The following is a 19828-nucleotide window of genomic DNA, read 5'->3' as shown; positions in this document are numbered from 1 at the left end:
CTGTCGTGCGACGGGCAGCTCAGGCAGCCGTGAAAACGATCCGACCGCCGTTCCTGACCACTCTAACGCCTGGCAGGTCGAGTGCTTTCTGGCCGTGCCAGTCGGTCACGAGCCGAGCCACGGCGAGCGTGTGCGCGCGTTCGAGCGTCACACCGAACTCGCTCTGCACGACGTAGCGGATGACCCGCTGCCGGAGCGCAGCCGGATTCGCCTCGAGCGCCGACACGGAGACGGCGATACCCGCCTCCGCCGGCTCGCAGATCTCCTCGATGAACTCGAGCACCATCGCGTCGAGGGCTTCGGAGTCCTCGCGCAGCTGATCGGCTGTCCTGGCAAGGGCCTCGGCGATGCCCGGACCCAGTTCGCTCTCGAGCACGGGCAGCACGCGTCGCCTCACTCGGACCCGGGCATAGCCGGGGTCGGCGTTGTGGGGATCGTGCCATGGCACGAGCCCTGAGTCGGCGCAGAACCGCTCGGTCTCGGCGCGCCGAATGCCGAGCAGCGGGCGCAGAAAGGACCCGCTGCTCTCGGCCATCCCGCGCAGGCTCGTCGGGCCGGCTCCCCGGGCGAGGCCGAGCAGCACGGTCTCGGCCTGATCGTCGAGGGTGTGAGCGAGCAGGATGCCGCGAGCGCCGGTTTCGGCGAGGGCCCGCTCGAACGCTCCATGGCGGGCCGCGCGAGCCGCCCCCTCGGGTCCGTCATCGCCGCCGACCCGAACGCGCGAGACGAGCACGGGGTCAAGGCCGAGCTCTCGCGCCTGGGCGGCGGCGCGCTCGGCTACATCTGCCGACCCCGTCTGAAGCCCGTGGTCGACGACGACGGCCCCCGCACGAAGAGCCGCACGCGGTGCCTCGAAGGCTGCGGCCGCTGCGAGCGCGAGGGAGTCTGCGCCGCCGCTCAACCCGACGAGCACGAGGTCGCCCTCGACGAGATGCCCCGCGAATGCCGCACGCACGGCCCGGCGCACGTTGGCCACGGCCGGGGTCAAGCGTCGGCGTCGCTCAGTCTCCATCAAGTAACCTTATTCCGCACTTCAGACTCTAAGGGAGAACCCAAACCATGGCCGCATACGATGTCGTCGTCGAGATCCCCAGGGGGAGCCGCAACAAGTACGAGGTGGATCACGAGACCGGCCGGGTCTATCTCGATCGCGTGCTCTTCACGAGCTTCGCCTACCCCACCGACTACGGCTACTTCGAGAACACTCTTGCCGACGACGGCGATCCGCTCGACGCGCTGCTGCTGCTCGAGTACCCGGTCTACCCGGGCGTTGGCGTCTCGGTGCGTCCTGTGGGGGTGCTCAACATGAGCGACGAGGCAGGTGGCGACGCCAAGATCGTCGTGGTCCCTGCCAAGGATCCGCGCTGGGCGCACATCCAGGACATCGGGGACGTCCCGGAGCAGACGCGCAACGAGCTCAGGCACTTCTTCGAGCACTACAAGGACCTCGAGCCGAACAAGTGGGTCAAGGTCGAGAGCTGGGGCAACGCGAAGGAGGCCGAGGCGATCGTCGAGGCGTCCATCGCCGCTTTCCCGGGCCACGGACACTAGGGATCTGAGCTGACGTCGGCGTGGGCCGGAAGCCCGTCGAGGGATCGCGCGAGGGTCGCCCGACTCATACTCCCCCGCCGCGTACCTCAAGCTCGTTCCTCAGACGCTCACGTTCAGCTGCGGACAGACGGCTGCACCCAACCCCGAGATGTGTGCGCCTGCCCCGCTCACACAAGTGGTCGAGGCGTCTGGCCGGAGAGTCCCAGCGCGAATTCACATGCCGGAAGGCGCGCCATTGGCCGCGTCTTCCTCGAAGTGCACGGCCGTGGATCTACATGGGCTATGCCGCTGCCAGCGAAGTCCGGAACCGGCTGCTAGCGGACGAGCTTGGAGGACCCCGCCATCCCGGCGATCATCGATCGTCGAGACAGCATTAAGGTCCGGAGTTCTTTTGGCATCGGTGCCCCCTTCCAGAACATCTTCGCGATGAGTCGGTCGGGGACGGAATGTGCCTTTGATCGCATCTTCAATGGCTACGGCCCGATGCCACTCGGACACTTCGAAGTCGTCCGCCCGGAATGTGTCGCCTCTGCGACCAGGCTTCACGACTCTTCAGTTGTCTCAGGAAGGGGCTCCGAGGCGTGACGACGGCGTACCACCGGAGGCAGCGATCGCGGACGTCTCCCAGGTCTTCGAGAGATCGGTGTGGATGCCGGAGAACAGGGCATCGTCTAAGACGTGGAACCGCATTGTCAAGCAACGGCCGTCCTGGATCGGCCTGGATGCGCACGGTGCGACAAGATCCCCTCCACGGCGGAACACCGGAACGGGCGCCGATCAGCTACCTCAACGTCCGCGCGCAAGCCGCGAACGGGCGCGAGCACCGAGCCGAGCACCCCGATACGGCGGAGGCACCTGGCGACCATCGAACGGCTCCTGGGTGACCTTGCTGACCCGAGTGAGCTCTGGGGGGGGCTGGCCGCGATGAGGCAGGGCCTAGCCTGGCCGCCCCACGTAGCCCGCGACGTCGCCCATGCCCCAGATGTAGTGCACGCGCACGGGCTTGCCGTAGTCGGCCGCCTCGACGATCTGACCGCCGCCGACGTAGATGGCGACATGGTAGAAGTCGCCGCCACCCGACGACCAGAAGACGAGATCGCCGCGCTGACGCTCGGAGAACGGCACCAGCCGACCCCTGTTGGCCATCGTGTAGTACTGGTTCGTCGCTGAATGCGTGCCGATGTAGACCCCTGCGGCACCGTAGGCCGCGCGGGTCAGTCCTGAGCAATCCCACGCATCAGGACCCGACCCGCCGAGCTCGTAGCGGTCGCCGAGCTGGGCCATGGCGAACGAGATGGCCGTCTCGACGGCGCTCGCGTTGGGCGGTGGTGCGGAGTCTCCGCCACTTGAAGCGGGGGCGGGGGCGCCACCGCCGGAGTTGCCACCGCCCTGGCTTGCTTCGCCGGGGTTGCCGCCCGAGTTTCCTCCGCCGACCGGGGGCGCGGGCGGCGGCGTGTTCGCGGCGGCTTCGGCGGCCAAGCCGGCCGCGCGCTGACGCTCCAGCTCCGCGGTCGAGTCCTTCAGCTCTGCGAGCTGAGCGAACAGCTCGTCGGACTTGCGCTGCTCGACGTCGGCCGCGTTCACCGCGAGCTGCGCGGCGGCCTGAGCGGTGTCGAATTTCGTCTTCGCGTCTACGGCGAGCCTCTCGCGCTCCGCGGTCGCCTGCTCGGCTTGAGCGCCGAGGGAGCTCGAGGTGTTGGCGTCCTGGATCGCCTGGCGATAGATCGTCTCGGACTGCTCGCTCAGCTTGCTCGCCGTGCCGAGCTGATGCAGCAGGTCATCGGCGCCGGCACCTTTGAGGAACAGGTTGACCGACAGGTCCTGCCCGCCGTTGCGGGCGAGATGGGCGGCCAGCAGGCCCGCTCGCATCTTCGACGTCTCTGCCTTCTTCGCCGCGGCGACCGCCTGCTTCTTCAGGCTGTCCTCGCGGGCGGTCGCCGTGTCGAGCGCGTCCTGGGCGAGACGGAAGGCCTCGCCTGCGATCTGCGACCGCTTGGAGGCCTCGGCGGCGGCGGCCTGGAGTCCCGCGAGCAGCGCGCCGATCTTGTCGATCTCGGCCTGCTTGGTGGACTCGTTCTTCTTCGCGTTCTGCACGTCGGCCCATGACGGGTAGTCCTGGTCGGCCACGGCGGGTCCGGCGATGCCGATGGATGCCGTGACCGCCCCCACGGCGACCGCCGAGAAGATTGTCGCCGGCTTCACCCGCGAAACGGGGCGGGTTCTATTGTCAGCCAAGCGGGGCTCCTCTGTCGGCCATGAACGGCACGGGGTTGATGGCACCGCCGTTGATGCGCACCTCGAAGTGCAGGTGACATCCTGTCGACGCACCCGTGGTGCCCGAGCTGGCGATGTTCTGGCCGACGTCTACCCGGTCGCCGACGCCGACGAAGCGTCCGCCGTCGCGGATGTGCGCGTAGCCGGTGCTCACGCCGCCACCGTGGTCGATCTCGATCCAGTTGCCATAGGTGCCGTTGCGCCCAGAGTAGACCACCGTTCCGCTCGCTGCGGCGTAGATCGGCGCGGAGCATCCGGTTCCGATGTCGGTTCCGCGGTGGAAGCCGCTGCTGCAGCCACCGCTGCTGCAGTAGACCTGGCGCGGCCCGTAGCCGTCTGTGATGTTGCCGGACGCCGGAACCGCCCAGCCCTGATCGCTGATCCAGCCGCCGGGAAGTCCTGCGCCGGGGCCGCCACCGCGCTCGGCCTGCTCGCGCGCGATGCGCTCGGCCTCGAGGCGCGCCCGTTCCGCGACCCCCGCCTGGTACGCCTCGGAGGTCTTCGCCTCCTGGTCCTGCAGGAACCTCAGCTGCTGATCGAGCTCGATGCTCCTCGCCTGGGACTCGGCGAGTGCGGTCTCGAGCGCCGCTTGGGCGGCGACCGCCTGTGCGAGCGCCTCCTCGGCCGCGAGACGCAGTTTCTCACGCTCGACCTTGGCGACCTCTGCCTGGGCGCTCAGCGCGCGCGCAGTGTTCTGCGCCGCCTGCGCCTGCTCGTAGATGCCGGAGCTGCGCTCGACCAACTTGCTCATGCTGCCGAGCTTCGAGAGCAGCTGGTCCGCCCCGCCGTCAGACTTACGTCCGTCGAGGAACAGGTTGACGCTGAGATCGCCTCCTCCGGTGCGGTACAGTTGCGCGGCGAGCTGGCCCGCCTGTTTGGTAGCGGTGTCCGCCTGTGCCTGACTCGTGTCGGCCTGGGTCTGCAAGGCATTGGCGCGATCGTTGGCTTCGTCGAACTTCTCGCGGGCGACGATCAGCTCGTTGCTGCGCCGATCGGACTCCGCCTGCGCTTCGACGACCTGGGTCTGCAGCTGCGCGATGAGGTTCTTGATGTTCTCGACCGCAGCGGCACCGGCAGCCGTGTTCGCCTTCGCGTTCTGCAGGTCCTGCCAGCTCGGATAGTCGGTAGCCGAGGCGGGAGCGGCGAGTGCTCCGGTGAGCGCCATGCCGACGATCGCCCCCGTCGCTACGAGCACACGGAACCGTCGCCTGAGCGAACGTGCGCCGCCCCGAACGATGGTTCGAGCGCGGCGGATGCTCCGCGGCACTCGTGTCGTCTTCTGCGTCGGTCCCGATTCCGTGCGCTTCATAACTCCCCGATCGGCAGCCCCCACGCCACTTCGATGTCACTCCAGTAACAGCAGTAACTTTTTTTAACAGTAGCAACAGAGGCCGGAAATGCCCAGCATCCGCCCCGATCACCCCCGACCATCCCCTCGGGGTCGGCCGCCGAACGACGGCGTCGGGGCGAATCTAACCCGCTCCGCGCCTTTTGCCGGACCATTTCGGGGGAGTCGCCGGATCGGCCCCGAAGAAGGTGGCGGGACGGGCGAAACCGTTTTGTCAAATCCGGCGGAAGACCGTATGCTTGTGCGTCGGTGGTCATGCATTCGGTGGCCGCTCGGCCCCATCGTTTAGTGGCCTAGGACACCGCCCTTTCACGGCGGCAGCACGGGTTCGAATCCCGTTGGGGTCACATAAGTGAATAGGCCATACCATAATTGAATACGTGTCGGAGACGACGCGAGCTTCACATCGAGGCCCTGTAGCGCAGTTGGTTAGCGTGCCGCCCTGTCACGGCGGAGGTCGCGGGTTCAAGTCCCGTCAGGGTCGCAAAGGCGACAAGCCCTTTCGAAAGAAGGGGCTTGTTCCTTAAGGCGGCATCTTCGATGCGCCTGGCTCTGTAGCTCAGTTGGTAGAGCGTTCGACTGAAAATCGAAAGGTCACCGGATCGATGCCGGTCGGAGCCACCATCAAAACCCCCGAGTAACCGGGGGTTTTCTTGTTTCAGCGGGCGATTCCGCCGGTGTCTCGCCGAGGCTGTGCCATTAATGTGCATTGAGGTCGGCGGGGGGTTCGCCTGCTGGTTCGTTTCGACGGTTCGCCGCCCGCGCTCTTGAGCGCGTCGTTCAGTGCCGCGCCGGCACGAAGAGCGACACCCTCGCGGGCCCGCGAGTAGCGCTCGGTGACCTGCAGGCTCGAGTGTCCGAGCGTCGCCTGCACGTCGGGAGCAGTGGCGCCAGCGTCGAACAGAATTGTTGCGAAGGTGTGCCGGAGATCGTGGATGCGAAGGTCGGGCCGGCCGATCGCCTCGCGAAGCGTCTCCCAGTCGACTCCTCGACGCGCGTTGTGGTTGGTGAGCCGCCCGCCGTCAACACCGTCGAACAGCAGGTCGCCCGCAGCCTTGCCTTGGGCAGCCTCCTCGGCGTAGGGGCGCAGCGCATCGATTAGTGGCACGTCGCGGAACTTGTGACTCTTCGGCGACTGCTCGATCAGCTCGCCGCGCTGGCCCGGACTCAGCGACCGGCTGACGCGGATGATGCCGCGCTCGAAGTCGACATCGCCGACGCGCAGCGCGGTCGCCTCCCCTGCCCGCATGCCGGTGTAGACGAGCGCTGCGAGGTAGCGGCGGTAGACGCCGTCTGGCACGAGGTCAAGCAGCGTTCGAATCTGGTCGAGGGTGAGCGCGCGCGAGACCGGCGAGATCGATTCGCGCATGCTCGGCCGCTTCACCTCGCGTGCGGGGTTGTAGTCGATGAAGCGTGATCGGCGCGCGCCGTCCAGCAGGCGTGACAGTACGGCGAGCGCGTCGTTCTTGGCGGATGCTCCACCCGACCACGCCACCATCGCCGACTCGATCATCGGCGAGGTGATGTCCTCGAGCCGGTGCCTGCCCAGGCTCGGCTTCACGCGGAGCCGCCAGGCCACGCCGTAGGTGCGCGCGGTGGCCGGCCGCACCGAGGACTCGATCGCCGGCCAGTACTTCTCGTGCCACTGCTCGAGTGTCATCGAACCGTTCGGGTTGCGGCCGGCGACCATCTTCGCAAGCTCGCGCTTCGCCTCGGCGAGGGTCAAGAAGGTGCGCGATCGCTCGGCAGCGCCACCCTCGACGCTCGGGCCGACGACGCGGATCTGGTAGCGCTGGCGATCAGCTCGCCACCGGATGCCTTCGGGCAGCGGCCGACCCGTGCGCGGATCGACCCGCGACGGGGAGTCCTTCGTCGGCCGCCCGGCCATCAGTGCTCCGTGCCGCCCCGGGCGAGCAGCTCGTCGAGCGTGTCGGCGCTCCAGAGCAGATGCTTGCCCATGCGCGCATCGGGCTCGGGAATCAGCCCGTCGTGGCGCAGCTTGTCGAACGTCGAGACCGGAACGCGGCACCGCGCAGCTGCCTCGATGCGGTTCAGGTACTCCACCCTCAGCGCGGCGTCGACCATGATGCACCCCTTCGGCTATTTCGCCGCAGTGCTGGCATCTGGTGCACGCCGGCACAAGCGCGGCTATTTGCAAGTACCTGAGAATATCACGGTGCCGCCGATTTCGGCAAGTATCTGAGTTGAGTGACTAGACTCAACCCATGCCCGCTTCGACGCCCCGCTGGGCTGACCAGTCATCCGACGGTCTGCTCGTCGCCGCCGACTTGCCCGATGGGTGGTACCTGCCGCACCGCTTCCCCGGAGAACGCGACGACGACGCGAGCGCGCAGATCGACGCGATCCTCGGATACGACGACTGGATCACGACGGATTCAGAGTCGGAGTCGCAGCCCTCCGAGGATAACGAAACGATCGACGGGCGCTGGCGCTACATCGAGCATTCGGAAACGCACACGCGAGTGATGATCCGGCTGCAGCGCCAGCTGTTCGCTGTGCCCGAGGAGGTACGCATCACCGGCGTGATCTACCTGCCATGGCGCCCGGGCGACCCGATCACGAGCCAGCTCCTGCGCGAATTGCCGACCGCGCGCATCGAGGCGGCCATCAACAAGCGGCTCTTCGCCATGAAGCGGACCGAGACGGTCACGGGCGGCAAGATCGTGCTGCCATCGGGGCGGAAGGTCAGCGAGCGGGACCTGCTCAAGCCGCTGGGTGACCCCAAGAAGGTGCCCGACTTCTACGAGATGGTCGCGCTGCAGCATGGCCGGCTCACGCAGCAGGGCGACGCGAATCCGAGCGCGACGATGGCGCAGGTCAACGGAGTCGCGTTGTCGACTGCGCAGGGGTGGGTGACGAAGGCTCGGGAACGGGGGTTGCTGCCGCCTGGGCGGCGCGGGCGCGCGGGGTAACACCACGACGAAGTGGGAACTGAGGCCCGCACATTCGGTAGTGGCTCCGAAGCGGGCTACGGCACGCAGGGAGCGTATCCAGCGCGTGGGCACCCGCCGGTATGCCGATTCCAGACGGAGATCCACTGTTGCAGTTGACGCGCCTCTGCGGGCATCTTCACCGGGCGAGGCATACGGCCACGACAACTCGCACACCGGCGCGGGTGCGGCCGGGGTCGACCGACGGGCGGCCGAGGACCCGCGCGCGGGCACTGTTCTTCGGACCCTCTACAGGCGCTCCGAATGTGCAATGGCTTCGCCGATGCCGTAGACGCCAAGCGCGAGCAAAACATCGAGAACATCAAGGAGCGCGGCCCGATGCGCTCGATCTCGCGACTGCGCCAAGCCGCGCACAACTAGCCCGCTCACGTAGTGCGCATCCCCGGCCGCCGACGTGCGGATGTCGCCTGCGTCCCGATCGTAGAGTGACATGAACCGCTGCGCCACCCTGAGCACTAGCGCATCTACCTTGTCGGGAGCCTGCTCAAGCGTGATTAGCAATTGCGGGGATGCATCTGCATAGGCACTGGAGTCGATTAGCGCCTCGAGGAGCGACGCGAAAGGTTGCAACGGTCTTTCGCGAAGGTTTATCGCGAGTTCGGCCGCCGCCTTCCGGACATCGCCGTCGCGGTCGTTCATGAGTTCGGTCAGAGCCGAAGTGGCCAACTCTGGGTTCAGAGTTCGCTCGACTCGCGCCGCGCATACATGCGCCGCGCCGCGTCGCGCAGGGGCGTCCGCGCGCATTGCTTGCGTAAGGAGTTTCGGGCGCTCCCATTCCAACGCAGCGAAGGCAGCGAGCCGCCCCCCTGCGTGGCGCGCTTCGTCATCCGCGGAACGCAGCATCCGTTCGATTACGGGTTCAATCAGTTCCGGGTTCACGTTGCCGATGTAGAGCATCAATCGCTGTACTAGGTCAGTCGCGAGGAGAATGTCGTCAGCCTGGATGAGCCGCTCGAACGCTCGGTATGCCGAGGGGCGGTCGAAGCGCAGAGAAGCAGCAATCGTGTGTGCAACGCAGGTCCGAACACTGAGGACGGGGTCAGCCGCTAGCTCTTCAAGGTGAGCGCTGACCAGCTCGGTTCGCCGCCCGTCCGCGTCGTAGACGAGAAGGTCACCGAGAGACTCTGCCAGACTGCCGCGAGTTGTATTGATTCCGCTCATCCGGAGGCTCTCCGCGCGCCGCTCTTCGCCGTTGCGGCTGAAAAGGGGTGTGTTGTCATCCGGGTGGGGGGAGTGGATACTGCGGTCGAGAATCAGTTCCACCAAGTCGAGCGGCGCGTCGCGGAGCCGCCGCCGCAGCGCCATGCCCAGCCAGCGATCATTTTCGTCATGGCCGAAGGAGGCAATGTGCCTGATCGCCGCGAAAATCACATCAGGCTCCGCAATCGTTTCGGCGGTACCGAAGCCCATCAGAAATGCATCGCCGTACGCCGGATTAAGATCAGATGTTGCCTTCAGCGCGAGTCGAGCGAATCGTTCGGGATTGTTGGCGACGTGTACTTGGAGCTGACTTGCCAGCTCCCGGGCGCCCCCCTTTTCCCAATCGTGGTCGTCGTCCTGGTGCCTCGCCATGGCGTTGAGCCAGTGGGCGTCGGTCATTTTCGTCAAAGCGTCAGCGGCTATGGGTGAACCGACGGAGCCTCCAATGATGCCCACCGGAGCGGATGGGAAATCCTCGTTGAACTTCCGCCGATACTCCTGAAGCCGGCGCATGCCATCGTGGCTAAGCCGACTTTCCTGAAGTGCCGACAGGAACGCGAATGCAGTACGACCGAAGTTTCGTCTTCGTTCGTAGGGGTTTCGCAGGTCGCGGAATTGGTCCTCGAGCTGACGGTGGGTGACATCATCGATGTGGGGTGCGATGGCACGAACAACTTCTCGCGCGACCCAATGGCTGTCGGAGATATAGCCGCAGTCGAGTCGGTGGGCGCCTTGGAGCAGCAACTCTGCGGCCCATGCGGCGAATGCGCCTTCGCCAGCTATCAGCGAGCGGTAGAGAAGAAACTGCGCGGCATCGTGGGGGTCCTCAGCGAGAACCTCGAGCATCGATTTCACAGCTAGCGGCTCGGATTGGGACAACGATTCCAGCGCTTTGGCCGTGGCGCCCAATAAGGCCTCGTCGAGATGGCGGACATCCGGATCGCGATCGGGGAAGCGGAAGGAGAAGTGCCTATCGCGTACTGGGCGCTGGTTGCCTGGCAGAGTCTCAGTGGCTGACATGACCTTCAGCAGGTACGGCACGATGGTCTGAACAAACGTCTGGGGTTCAGCGGCCGCGCATTCACGCACCAGCTCGCTGGCGCCCCACTCGCGGATAGCCAAGGCTTCGACCTTTTCATCGGCATCGAGCGCCAGTGCATTCTTGTGGTCGACAAACCGCGCTTGTAGCAGCTCTACGGCCCAGGTAGGCTCTCGCCGAGCGAGTTGATGGACGGCAAGCCAGAGCTCTCCCTCCGCGCCGTCAAACCCCCCACCGCGCACCACCGCAAGCAGGAGATCGAACAGGCGACGATTTGTATGAACGTCTGCGACTCGAAGCACGTGCCGCACCCAGTCGAGGTATTCCGGAGCGGACTGCCGGGACGCCAGCAGGTCAGCTACAGCGTCGCCGTGTTCGCTCACGCCGTTGACCATCAGGTTGATCGCGTGCGCCCTCAGTGCCTTGTCGGCGCCATCCAGCCAGCTGGCGATGTGCCCGTCCTCGTGGAATCGTCGAAACCATTGGGCGCGCCGTAGCTGCTGCCACAGATGGCCCTCCCACGTAGGCTTGACGGCCGCTACACGAAGAGCGAGGTCGGCCTCGGCCGTCGTTGGTTCGGGAAGGCTGGCAAACACCGCAAGAGCCGTCTCCTTGATGTGAAACCGAATCTCTTCGCTCGCTAGCAGAGTCTCCAGCTCCTCGAGGAAGCGGTCGGCTTCGCGTTCGTGCAAATGCTGAAGGATCTGTCGTACCTGCGCTCGACGAAACAGTTCTTGCTCATCACGCAGAAGGAAGTTGAGAAGTGATTCCCCTCGAGACACCCACTGGCGCGCAAACGCGTAGTCGAAGTACGTCTCGTGGAAGAACGCGATGCGGTTGCCGTCTCGTGCCAGCATGTGCTCTGAAACTAGGACATTGGCGTCGTCGAGTAGATCTCCCTCATCGAGTACCTCGATCGGTACAGTGAGAACCTGACGATCGCTGGCCGCGTTTGCGACACGAGCGAGGGTTTCGTTGAAGCGAACGCCATCCCGTCTTGCCTTTGCCGCCTGTCGCTTGCGTTCCCAGAATGTCGAGAACAGCGAGCCCCTCGATTGAAACGAGAGCGCGTCACTCTGAGCAGCGATACTTTTCAGGAGTACGAGGTGCAGAGGTGTCTGCAATATCGCAAGTTGGGTAGCAGTTAGGCCGATGGGGTTCAGCCCCATTTGAGTTACTGCCGCGATGACCTGTTCTCTCGATAGAGGCTCGACTTTCAACCTGTTGATATCTGACCTCGCGGCCAGCGCGCGGATGCGGTGGTCGTTCTCTACGTCAAACTCACGGCAGGCGAGTATGACTCGCACACGAGGAGCGGACAGTGCCTCACCAATGAGGTCCATAACTACGTCGAAGCTCTGCGGCATTCGACCTGACGCCAGGCTCACCGCGTCCACCTGGTCGATCACGATGTAGGCATCCTGACCACTAGCAGCAACAGCGAGGGCGACTGCGGGCGACGTGGAGAAGCCGAGTTGTCGTCCCAGATCGATGGTTGAGGCAAACGGTTCTAGTCGGTCGAGACGTAGGGCGAGGACCTCAGCCCCGGACGTCCTTAGGGAATCAACAGCCTGTTCAAGGACCGAGCTCTTCCCGCCGCCTGCAGTACCAACGACTAGTGCGAGGCGGTTAGTCTCCAGCACCTGGGATAGCTCTACGGCCTCGACCCGCTCGATGGGCGGCTGGAGTAGCTCACGCTGCACGGTGCCGCTCCAACTAGCAGTAGCCGCCCTCACGAGATCGCGGGCAGCCATTCGCGAACCGGTGGCTCGTGGCGTAATCCCGTATCGAGCCAGATCATCAAGCAACCCAGTTCGGGACAGGCGTTTGCCTAGGTTGTCTACCAGCACGCCCCCGATCACATGCGAGACAACCTCGCCTGACGCGCCATCAAGACTGAGTTCGGCCAACATGCTGTTTACCCTGACGACATCGTCCTCGTCGTGGATCTCGAACCACATCCCCCGCAGCGTCGTCCACGCGGTCTGTGCGTCACCCAAGACCTCGTCCGCAGCCAACTGGTCGAAAGCGGTGCGCAACTCCCCGGTCAGCCAAGACTGTGTGAAGACCGTCAGGTCGGCAGACTTTCGTGCTCGCTCGCTCAGTTCCTTGAGCGGCCCGCAAGGGATGAGTGAGACGAAGTGGTACCGCCGTCCTGCCGCCACGTGGTCGACCGCTGCTCTGAAGATGCCGAGCCCTGTAAGCGCTTTGATGCTCCAGCAGTTGTTGTTGCCGTGCTGCCGCTTGACCTGATGGACCTCCGTTGTTGCCAGACTGACATAGGTGAACTCGGAGCCCCGACCAAGATCGGGGTCGATGTCTTCGGCAGTGAGCGTGCGAGTTGCGTCGGCGATGCAGTAGAGGGCGTAGCGGATCGCCCAAGCCGACTCGTACCTGTTGCCTAACTTGTCAGCTTCACCACCTGGCCTAGGCGTCATCCACTGCCTTTCTCGGTGCTGCCGATGCGCCTGGCATGGGACACGCATCGATCCATCGCCACGTCACACAAAGCTATCGTCCCTTCGCCCGCTCTTCGAGATCCCCGATCCGCCCTTCGTGGTGGAACTGGCGCGAGACTCTCCGAGCATCGTGGAGCGCTTCGCGCATCGCATGCGGCGCCCAATCATGGGTAACGCCGCGCCTACCTCGGAAGCTGACGTCGGCTATGAAACCGGCGACAACCGTCGCGCAGAACGATGGCCAGGAGATACGTTGCCGACGAGATTGGTGGTCGTCGGCTGAGCCGTGCCAGTTCGATAGGCTCGGGCGACCGTTCCGAAGGAGGAAACCTGGCATGACGAGCACTTCGCCGCCAGCTGGCTGGTACCCCGACCCTGAAACGCCGGGGCAGAACAGATGGTGGGACGGTGCAGCGTGGTCGCCAGCGCAGCCTGCGCAGGGTCCGGCCGCGGTCGGCAACCCGATCGCAAACCGTGCCCGCATAATCGGGTGGTGGGCGATCGGGGTGGGAAGCGTCTTCTGGATCATCCCCATGCCGCTCACGCTCATCCCGGTGGTTGAAGTGCAGACCGTCGCCGTCCTCATGTCCTGGGCCGGCTTTCTTCCAGTCCTCACCCTCACCGTCCTCGCCATCGTGTCCGGGGCGATCGGGCTGAGCCGTGCACGCGCGTTCGGCGGGCTCGGCAGACGCGACGCCCGCTTCGGGCTGTGGGCGGGCATCGGGACGCTGACAGCGCCCGTCGTAATGGCCGTGTTCGTCATGATCGCGGTCGGCATCACATTCGCGATCTCCGGCTGACACCGGACCGGTGGTTACGCTGAGCGCATGCCGACCGGCACCCGCGCCCCGGCGAAATAGCCGAGGTGCTCCGCTACTGCGTCTACGCGAGGGAGTCCGTTAGCGGTCCTCGCAAGTGGATCCATCAACGATCCAGTCGCGCGACTCTCGTATGCTGCTGACCAGTACCACCGGCCACCGTCAAACGTACTCATGCGAACAATGCTCCGCCGGCACTCCATCCTTACCTCCCCTACGTCAGCCCAAATCCGAATGCACGTATGCTACCGTAGATAGTTGCAAGAACCTGAGCTAGCTCGGAGGGCGGCGATGAAGGGCGGCGTAATCCTGTACCGGGGTTCCGGGGCAGACGCGCGCCGCTATCTCGAGTCGGATCGGTCGCGGGCCGACGACTACTACCTCGAGGACGGGACCGCCCTGGCAGAGTTCTCCGTTGTCGACGGCAACGGAGAGGTGATCGGCGAGGGCGCCCTGACCCCAGGCGAGTACGCGCAGTGGGTGGACTGGATCAGCCCGCTCGCCGGCGAGTCGATGGGTAAGCCCCGCCTGCCCGGCGACGGCCGGCAGGGGTCGCCGCGGTTCGCGGAGATGGTCGTCAATGCGCCGAAGTCCCTGTCGATCGCCGCAGTACTGCACCCCGAGGTATCCGACGCTCTCGACGCCGCGCAGCGCGATGCGGTCGCCGAGATTCGCTCGTGGCTGGGCAAGCACTCCGTCACCCGCGTAGGACCGCGCGGGAACCAGCGCGTGGTGCCGGTCAAGCAGCTGGAGACGGTCGCCGTCTCGCACAAGACGTCGCGGGCTGGCGACCCGCACCGGCACATGCACTTCCAGATCGGGACGCGCGTGTGGGCAGCCGGTGCATGGCGAGGCCTCGACACGGCGGCGCTGTTTCGGCAGCAGGGTGCGATCCGTTCGCTGGGTAGGGCTGTCATCGCCGCACACCCGCAACTCGCGGCCGTCCTCGACGCCCACGGTCTGACCCTCGACCCCGTAACCGGAGAAGTCGCGGAACTGCAACCGTTCAACGCCGTGATGAGCAAGCGGTCCGAGCAGGTGGCACGCAATCTGGCGCGGTTCGAGAAGGAGTGGCGCGCGACGCAGTCTGGCCAGGGGCCTGGCCCCGCTGCGACATCGCGGCTGATCGCGATGGCGTGGGATCACGAGCGGCCGCACAAGAGGCCGACCACGCTCGGCAACGAGGCGGCATGGCGAACGGAACTCGACGACGCCGGCTACCGCTCTGACATCGAGCGCGCGCCGGCGCACACGTCGATGCCACTGGACGACGTGCGTGTGCGGGATGTCGCATCGCGTGCACTCGACCGTTGCGCGGGCGCAGCGTCGACGTGGACGGTGCACGACATTCAGGAGCACGTCACGCGCATCATCACGGAGGCCGGCGTGCGCGCCGACCCCGCGCCACTGCGCGAGCTCGTCATGCTTACGACCCGGTTGGCCGCGGAGGACTGCCTGTCGGTTCTGCCGCCCGACAGCGCGCATCCCGAGCATGTGGCGCACCTTACGAGTGTGCACGTCATCGCCTCCGAGACCCGACTGCGCGACATGCTCGCGGGGCGCGCTGCGCGGGCCAGGTACCGCCCGCCGGACGTGAGGCGTCTGGCGCGCGGGCACCGGCTCGATGCGGCGCAGGCGCGCGCAGCTGCCGCGGTGGCATCCACCGACCCGCTCGTCGTCGTCGAGGGCGCGGCCGGCGCGGGCAAGACCACGATGCTCGCCGCCGCAATCGAGGCCGCCGCCGCGCACGGCCGAGTGACCCGAGTGATCACGCCGACGAAGAAGGCGGCCGATGTCGCGCATCAGGAACTCGGCGTTGCAACCGTCAGCGTCGCGAAGCTCGTCCACGAGCACGGCTGGCGATGGAATCGCGACGGCGTCTGGACCCGCCTCACCGTCGGCGACACCGACCCCGCAACGGATGCCCCGTACACCGGCCCGGCGGCATCCGCTCGTCTCGTCCGGGGCGAACGGATCATCGTCGATGAAGCGGGCATGCTCGACCAGGACACGGCGCTCGCGCTCCTGACCGTCGCCGACGAGCACGGAGCCACCCTCGCCCTGGTCGGCGACCGCGCGCAACTCGCCGCGATCGGGCGCGGCGGCGTACTCGACATGGCCGCGCAACTCCTCCCCCGCGTGCACGCCATGACGACCGTACACCGCTTCGCCGACCCCGCGTATGCCGCGCTCACCGTGCAGCTGCGACGCGGAGAGCATCCCGCCTCGCTGTTCGACCGCCTTCAGGCGCTCGGCCTCGTCGTGATGCATGAAAGCCCGGATGCCCTCCATGATGGGCTCGCACGTGAGTGGCGTGACGGAGATGCGGTCACCGTCGCGACGAACGACGAAGCGCGCGAACTGAACACGCGCATCCGCGACGAACGGGCACGCGCCGGCCACGTCGACGATCGCCACACCGCGACCGGCAGCGACGGTTTGAGCATCGGACGCGGCGATATGATCCAGACCCGGCAGAACGACTCCGCAGTGCACGTTGCGAACCGGCAGACCTGGATCGTCCAGAGCGTGGGCGACGATGGCGCGGTGTGGGCGAAGGAACACACGTCAAGTCGGAGACAACGCACTGTGCGACTGCCGGCGGAGTACGTCGTCGAGCACACCCATCTGGCGTACGCGTCGACCGCCTACGGGATGCAGGGCGCGACTACGGGCGAGTCCCAGCTCGTCGGCCGGACGGGACGAGCCTCAGTCGGGACACCACAACGCGGAGGACGCCAGAAGTCGGCCTAAGCCGATGACGTGTGGGTTCCGCGCTACTTGCCACCTTTGGCCTCGAATCCACGGAAATGTCATCGATTCAGAGCGTCGGATTCCTCGGTGATGGCATATTCCTACCCGGCTCGACACTTGACGCTGATAGTCGCTCGCGCGCGGCAGACACGCGGCTGTGCCCGGAAGCGGATCGGCGGATTCTGGCGGTCATCGCAACAGCACGTCCCCGATGACTTCGATCCCGTATATCAAACACGGCGCATCGCCTGACGTGATCCGTCATCTGCCCTCAGGACCCGATGCCGTTCTAACCACGGAACGGGTCATCTGCTTTGTCAGGGAAACGAAGCGCAGGCCGGAGATCCGTCTCGCGGTCCTCGGAACTCTGCGAGCTCACGCTGTCAACGGAGCTGAAGCGCCGCTAGCAGGAGCCGGCACCCTGTTCGCCGCCCTCGCCCTCTTCCTCGCCGCAGCGGTCAGTCCAACAGTGCCAGCAGGGTGGGTTTCAATGCTCTGGCTTTGCTGGGGTGCCGCCGTGGCTGTCGGCGCGTTCTGGATTGTGCGCGTGTCGTTCGCAGCGCATATCCGCCGCGTCACCGCAACGACCTGGCTCGGCGCTTACGAAGATGCGCTCCGCGATTGACACCTTTGAGCTGATGGCCGCGGTGGTAACGCTGAACTCGAACGCACACCTCGGATGGACCCAAACCCCGATAGGCTGCTTGGAAACTCACACTCAGTGCGTTAGAATCCAAGCATGAAATCGCGCGACGCGCTCCGGGTACTGGCGGAGGTGTCCGAGTCCCAATGGGGCATGGTCACCTCTGCACAGGCCAGCGCGCGCGGCGTCAGCCACATGAACCTCACTCGGCTGACTGATTCCGGGGATCTGGTCCGACTCTCGCACGGCGTCTACAAGGATGCGGGCGCGCCGGGCGGGCAGCACGAAGAACTACACGCCGCATGGCTGGCCACCGATCCCGCGAAGCTCGCCTACGAGCGCCTCGGCGAACGCCCTGGGAGCGCCGTCGTCTCCGGCGAATCGGCGGCTCGACTCCACGGCATCGGCGATCTGCGGGGAATGAAGAGCGAATTCACGACCCCGACTCGCAAGCAGACCCAGCGAGCAGACGTCAGGTACCGAACGCGTGCACTGCCCGAGCAGGATGTCACCGTGAGGGATGGACTGCCCACGACGACTCGGGAGCGCACGATCGCCGACCTGGTCGAGGACCGCCACGACTTCAGCATCGTCGGCGATGCGCTGCGTGACGCAGCCAGGCAGTCTCGCCTCAATGTGGATCGACTCACCGAGCTTCTCGGCCCGGTCGCCGAACGGAACGGGTATCGCAAGGGCGACGGCAATGCACTGCTCGACGAGCTCATGCATGTCGCCGGCATAGACCAGGAAAACCTCGCGAAGCAGATCGCCTCGGTTTCATCTCTGGGCGGCCTCGTCACAGCGCGATATCTCGCGAGCCTTCCGAAGTTCGACGTCACATCGATCCTCGAACTGCTGGTGCAGCAGCTGGCGGACCTGTACCCGCGCGAGGAGTACTCGAAACTGATCGCGCCTATATCAGAGGCACTGAGCAAGGCCGCCCTCTCCGCGCTACCGGATATGAGCAAGATCGCGGGAGAGATCGCGTCATCAGCGATGGAGCCCGTCCGCGCTCAGCTCGCAGAACAACTGCGCGCGGCCGACTGGGCGTCGCTTGCGCTTACCGCGCAACCGAACAGCGAGGCCACGTCGTGACCGGGACTGAATCATACGCAAGCCCCCGCGCCGTCGAGGCGGCTATCAAGTCCGCGGCCCGCAATGCATTCGGCGCGGACCCGTCGCTCACGATTCAGGAACGTATCCGACTGGAGTACTTCCACCGCTTCCTCAGCCGAGTGTTCTCCGAGGCCAACGATTCGGATTGGATACTCAAGGGCGGCACGGGCATGCTTGCTCGGGTTGGGTCGGCGCGCAGCACAACCGATGTGGACCTCTTCCGGCGAAGTCGCACACTGGATGCTGCGCTCGAGGACCTCCGCCGGCTGGCAGCGATCGACCTTGGGGACTTCTTTCGTTTCGACTACGCCGGCCACTTGAACGCTATCGACGGCAACCAGCAGACCTACACCGAGGGCTATCAGGTGAGCTTCGACGTATCCATCGGCGCGAAGAAGAAAGACAGCTTTCACGTCGACCTCGTCGTGAACGTCACCATGACCGACGAAGTCGAGATCGCCGAACCGGCGAACGCGCTCGACCTCCCGAAGTTGAGGAGCAACCCATACTGGCTGTATCCCGTCGTCGACCAGATCGCTGACAAGGTTTGCGCGACGATGGCCGACTACCACGGCCGGCCGTCGAGCCGTGAGAAGGACCTCGTCGATCTCGTCGTGCTCGCGACGACGCAGACCGTGAACGCCGACGCGCTGCATCGCGCTATCCGCGCCGAGGCTCGCTCGCGCTCGCTTCCACCGTTCACCGCGCTGACCGTCCCTTCGACCTGGGGGCGCGTGTACGCCAGGGAGGCGAAGGATGTCCCGTACTGCACCGACTATCGGACGGTCGACCTCGCGATCAAACTCATGGAGATCTTCATCAACCCCGTACTGTGCGGCGAAGTGCACTCCAAGACTTGGTCGCCCGAGTCGACTACCTGGAACGGAGATTGACGAAATGGACGCCCGACCAGTCTTTGGCATTCGACTCGCATTCACGATCACTGAATCGGGGGGCCGGCGAACACCACTGCTCGGCGGCAACGCGCCCGACGCTCGCATGCAGTACCGTCCGAACTGGGGGCTGCCCGGCTGGCCCGACAACGATCAGACTGCTGCGCCGGTCCTTGGCTTCGGAACGTCGAACATCCACCCCGGCGACACAACCGAGGCCGTCATCATTCCGATATTCGCCGATCATGTTCCGCAGTGGTGGGAAGTCGGGCCGGGCGACGTCCTGAGGATGCACGAGGGATCGCGCATCTGCGGAATTGCGACTGTCCTGTGGGCAGACCGGACCACGTTGACTCTGAGCGATACAGAGGCGGAGCGCCTCCTCGATCGCCTGAGCTAAGTGTGTTGCAGCCGCGTACCTGTTGAGTGGCCTCCGTCGATCTGGCGAAGAATCGGCGCGGGTCTAGGCCTCTCATGGTGTGGCGTCGCACTCGGCCGTATGCCTAACCGAGTGCGGCGCTCACTCCGCAAGCAATCTGTTTATGCATTCTTGCCCGCTCCTTCTCCATCGAGGCAAGCACGAGAGCTCGAGCAGAAGCGACGCGCTCACTTTGACAGTTCAATATCCCAGGAACCACCTATCAAGCAGTTGACCGTGTCGCTCGGGGAAACAGGGAGAGACGGTCGTATCGTTTCCCCTGCTTGTGGTGGCCGGGTCAATGCCAGCAAGCCCGAGGTCATGCGTGAGCACCCAAGAGAGG

The 19828-nt window shown here is 65.6% G+C and carries 14 protein-coding genes and 3 tRNA genes; 11 read left to right on the top strand and 6 right to left on the bottom strand.

Features of this window, described 5'->3' with window-relative positions; all coding sequences use genetic code 11:
- Nucleotides 1-19: 19 nt before the first annotated feature.
- Nucleotides 20-1012: a tRNA lysidine(34) synthetase TilS gene (gene tilS / locus ACFQB0_RS11645; RefSeq protein ID WP_386731713.1), complete on the bottom strand. Its 993-nt coding sequence runs from the start codon at nucleotides 1010-1012 to the stop codon at nucleotides 20-22.
- 47 nt (nucleotides 1013-1059) lie between these two features.
- On the opposite strand from tilS, the gene ACFQB0_RS11640 reads away from it, so the two are divergent.
- A complete protein-coding gene (locus ACFQB0_RS11640; protein WP_386731710.1) occupies nucleotides 1060-1551 on the top strand; it encodes an inorganic diphosphatase in 492 nt (163 codons plus the stop codon).
- A 936-nt stretch (nucleotides 1552-2487) separates the two neighbouring features.
- Here ACFQB0_RS11640 and ACFQB0_RS11635 read toward each other — a convergent pair.
- Nucleotides 2488-3786, bottom strand: coding sequence for a C40 family peptidase (locus tag ACFQB0_RS11635; protein WP_386731708.1), 1299 nt, complete (start codon nucleotides 3784-3786; stop codon nucleotides 2488-2490).
- A complete protein-coding gene (locus tag ACFQB0_RS11630) occupies nucleotides 3779-5134 on the bottom strand; it encodes a peptidoglycan DD-metalloendopeptidase family protein (RefSeq protein WP_386731706.1) in 1356 nt (451 codons plus the stop codon). The genes ACFQB0_RS11635 and ACFQB0_RS11630 overlap by 8 nt, the downstream gene beginning before the upstream one ends.
- Before the next feature lie 313 nt (nucleotides 5135-5447).
- On the opposite strand from ACFQB0_RS11630, the gene ACFQB0_RS11625 reads away from it, so the two are divergent.
- The 3 genes from ACFQB0_RS11625 (at nucleotide 5448) to ACFQB0_RS11615 (ending at nucleotide 5797) form a co-directional block, all read left to right on the top strand.
- Nucleotides 5448-5520, top strand: a tRNA-Glu gene (locus tag ACFQB0_RS11625).
- 63 nt (nucleotides 5521-5583) lie between these two features.
- Nucleotides 5584-5657, top strand: a tRNA-Asp gene (locus tag ACFQB0_RS11620).
- 64 nt (nucleotides 5658-5721) lie between these two features.
- Nucleotides 5722-5797, top strand: a tRNA-Phe gene (locus tag ACFQB0_RS11615).
- Between the two features lie 34 nt (nucleotides 5798-5831).
- Here ACFQB0_RS11615 and ACFQB0_RS11610 read toward each other — a convergent pair.
- Entirely contained in the window at nucleotides 5832-7061 is a 1230-nt protein-coding gene (locus tag ACFQB0_RS11610) for a tyrosine-type recombinase/integrase (RefSeq protein WP_386731704.1), read from the bottom strand.
- Nucleotides 7061-7258, bottom strand: coding sequence for a helix-turn-helix transcriptional regulator (locus tag ACFQB0_RS11605; RefSeq protein ID WP_386731701.1), 198 nt, complete (start codon nucleotides 7256-7258; stop codon nucleotides 7061-7063). The genes ACFQB0_RS11610 and ACFQB0_RS11605 overlap by 1 nt, the downstream gene beginning before the upstream one ends.
- Before the next feature lie 140 nt (nucleotides 7259-7398).
- On the opposite strand from ACFQB0_RS11605, the gene ACFQB0_RS11600 reads away from it, so the two are divergent.
- Nucleotides 7399-8106 carry a hypothetical protein gene (locus tag ACFQB0_RS11600; protein WP_386731698.1) on the top strand — a complete coding sequence of 236 codons (708 nt, stop codon included), beginning with the start codon at nucleotides 7399-7401 and terminating at the stop codon, nucleotides 8104-8106.
- Between the two features lie 267 nt (nucleotides 8107-8373).
- Here ACFQB0_RS11600 and ACFQB0_RS11595 read toward each other — a convergent pair whose 3' ends face one another.
- On the bottom strand, nucleotides 8374-12822 hold the full coding sequence (locus tag ACFQB0_RS11595) for an nSTAND1 domain-containing NTPase (RefSeq protein WP_386731696.1): 4449 nt from the start codon (nucleotides 12820-12822) through the stop codon (nucleotides 8374-8376).
- A gap of 356 nt (nucleotides 12823-13178) precedes the next feature.
- On the opposite strand from ACFQB0_RS11595, the gene ACFQB0_RS11590 reads away from it, so the two are divergent.
- The 6 genes from ACFQB0_RS11590 to ACFQB0_RS11565 all read left to right on the top strand — a co-directional run bounded on the left by ACFQB0_RS11590 (nucleotide 13179) and on the right by ACFQB0_RS11565 (nucleotide 19467).
- Entirely contained in the window at nucleotides 13179-13643 is a 465-nt protein-coding gene (locus ACFQB0_RS11590) for a DUF2510 domain-containing protein (protein WP_386731694.1), read from the top strand.
- Between the two features lie 309 nt (nucleotides 13644-13952).
- A complete protein-coding gene (gene mobF / locus ACFQB0_RS11585; RefSeq protein ID WP_386731691.1) occupies nucleotides 13953-16415 on the top strand; it encodes a MobF family relaxase in 2463 nt (820 codons plus the stop codon).
- A gap of 211 nt (nucleotides 16416-16626) precedes the next feature.
- Nucleotides 16627-17040, top strand: coding sequence for a hypothetical protein (locus ACFQB0_RS11580; protein WP_386731689.1), 414 nt, complete (start codon nucleotides 16627-16629; stop codon nucleotides 17038-17040).
- Nucleotides 17041-17154: 114 nt separating this feature from the next.
- Nucleotides 17155-18153 carry a type IV toxin-antitoxin system AbiEi family antitoxin domain-containing protein gene (locus ACFQB0_RS11575; protein ID WP_386731687.1) on the top strand — a complete coding sequence of 333 codons (999 nt, stop codon included), beginning with the start codon at nucleotides 17155-17157 and terminating at the stop codon, nucleotides 18151-18153.
- Nucleotides 18150-19067, top strand: coding sequence for a nucleotidyl transferase AbiEii/AbiGii toxin family protein (locus ACFQB0_RS11570; RefSeq protein WP_386731685.1), 918 nt, complete (start codon nucleotides 18150-18152; stop codon nucleotides 19065-19067). Before ACFQB0_RS11575 ends, ACFQB0_RS11570 begins: the two co-directional genes overlap by 4 nt.
- Nucleotides 19068-19071: 4 nt before the next feature.
- Nucleotides 19072-19467, top strand: a complete 396-nt coding sequence (locus ACFQB0_RS11565; protein WP_386731682.1) for a hypothetical protein — start codon at nucleotides 19072-19074, stop codon at nucleotides 19465-19467.
- The last annotated feature ends 361 nt before the right edge of the window (nucleotides 19468-19828 follow it).

This window comes from Luethyella okanaganae, assembly GCF_042660285.1.
Classification (GTDB): Bacteria; Actinomycetota; Actinomycetes; order Actinomycetales; family Microbacteriaceae; genus Luethyella; species Luethyella okanaganae.
Note: the sequence above shows the minus strand (reverse complement) of the source record. Positions and strands in the feature narration are given on the sequence as shown.

Coding starts and splice junctions, on each gene's coding strand:
- tilS (WP_386731713.1), bottom strand. CDS start 1,012: ATGGAGACTGAGCGACGCCGACGCTTGACCCCGGCCGTGGCCAACGTG.
- ACFQB0_RS11640 (WP_386731710.1), top strand. CDS start 1,060: ATGGCCGCATACGATGTCGTCGTCGAGATCCCCAGGGGGAGCCGCAAC.
- ACFQB0_RS11630 (WP_386731706.1), bottom strand. CDS start 5,134: ATGAAGCGCACGGAATCGGGACCGACGCAGAAGACGACACGAGTGCCG.
- ACFQB0_RS11610 (WP_386731704.1), bottom strand. CDS start 7,061: ATGGCCGGGCGGCCGACGAAGGACTCCCCGTCGCGGGTCGATCCGCGC.
- ACFQB0_RS11605 (WP_386731701.1), bottom strand. CDS start 7,258: ATGGTCGACGCCGCGCTGAGGGTGGAGTACCTGAACCGCATCGAGGCA.
- ACFQB0_RS11600 (WP_386731698.1), top strand. CDS start 7,399: ATGCCCGCTTCGACGCCCCGCTGGGCTGACCAGTCATCCGACGGTCTG.
- ACFQB0_RS11595 (WP_386731696.1), bottom strand. CDS start 12,822: ATGACGCCTAGGCCAGGTGGTGAAGCTGACAAGTTAGGCAACAGGTAC.
- ACFQB0_RS11590 (WP_386731694.1), top strand. CDS start 13,179: ATGACGAGCACTTCGCCGCCAGCTGGCTGGTACCCCGACCCTGAAACG.
- mobF (WP_386731691.1), top strand. CDS start 13,953: ATGAAGGGCGGCGTAATCCTGTACCGGGGTTCCGGGGCAGACGCGCGC.
- ACFQB0_RS11580 (WP_386731689.1), top strand. CDS start 16,627: ATGACTTCGATCCCGTATATCAAACACGGCGCATCGCCTGACGTGATC.
- ACFQB0_RS11575 (WP_386731687.1), top strand. CDS start 17,155: ATGAAATCGCGCGACGCGCTCCGGGTACTGGCGGAGGTGTCCGAGTCC.
- ACFQB0_RS11565 (WP_386731682.1), top strand. CDS start 19,072: ATGGACGCCCGACCAGTCTTTGGCATTCGACTCGCATTCACGATCACT.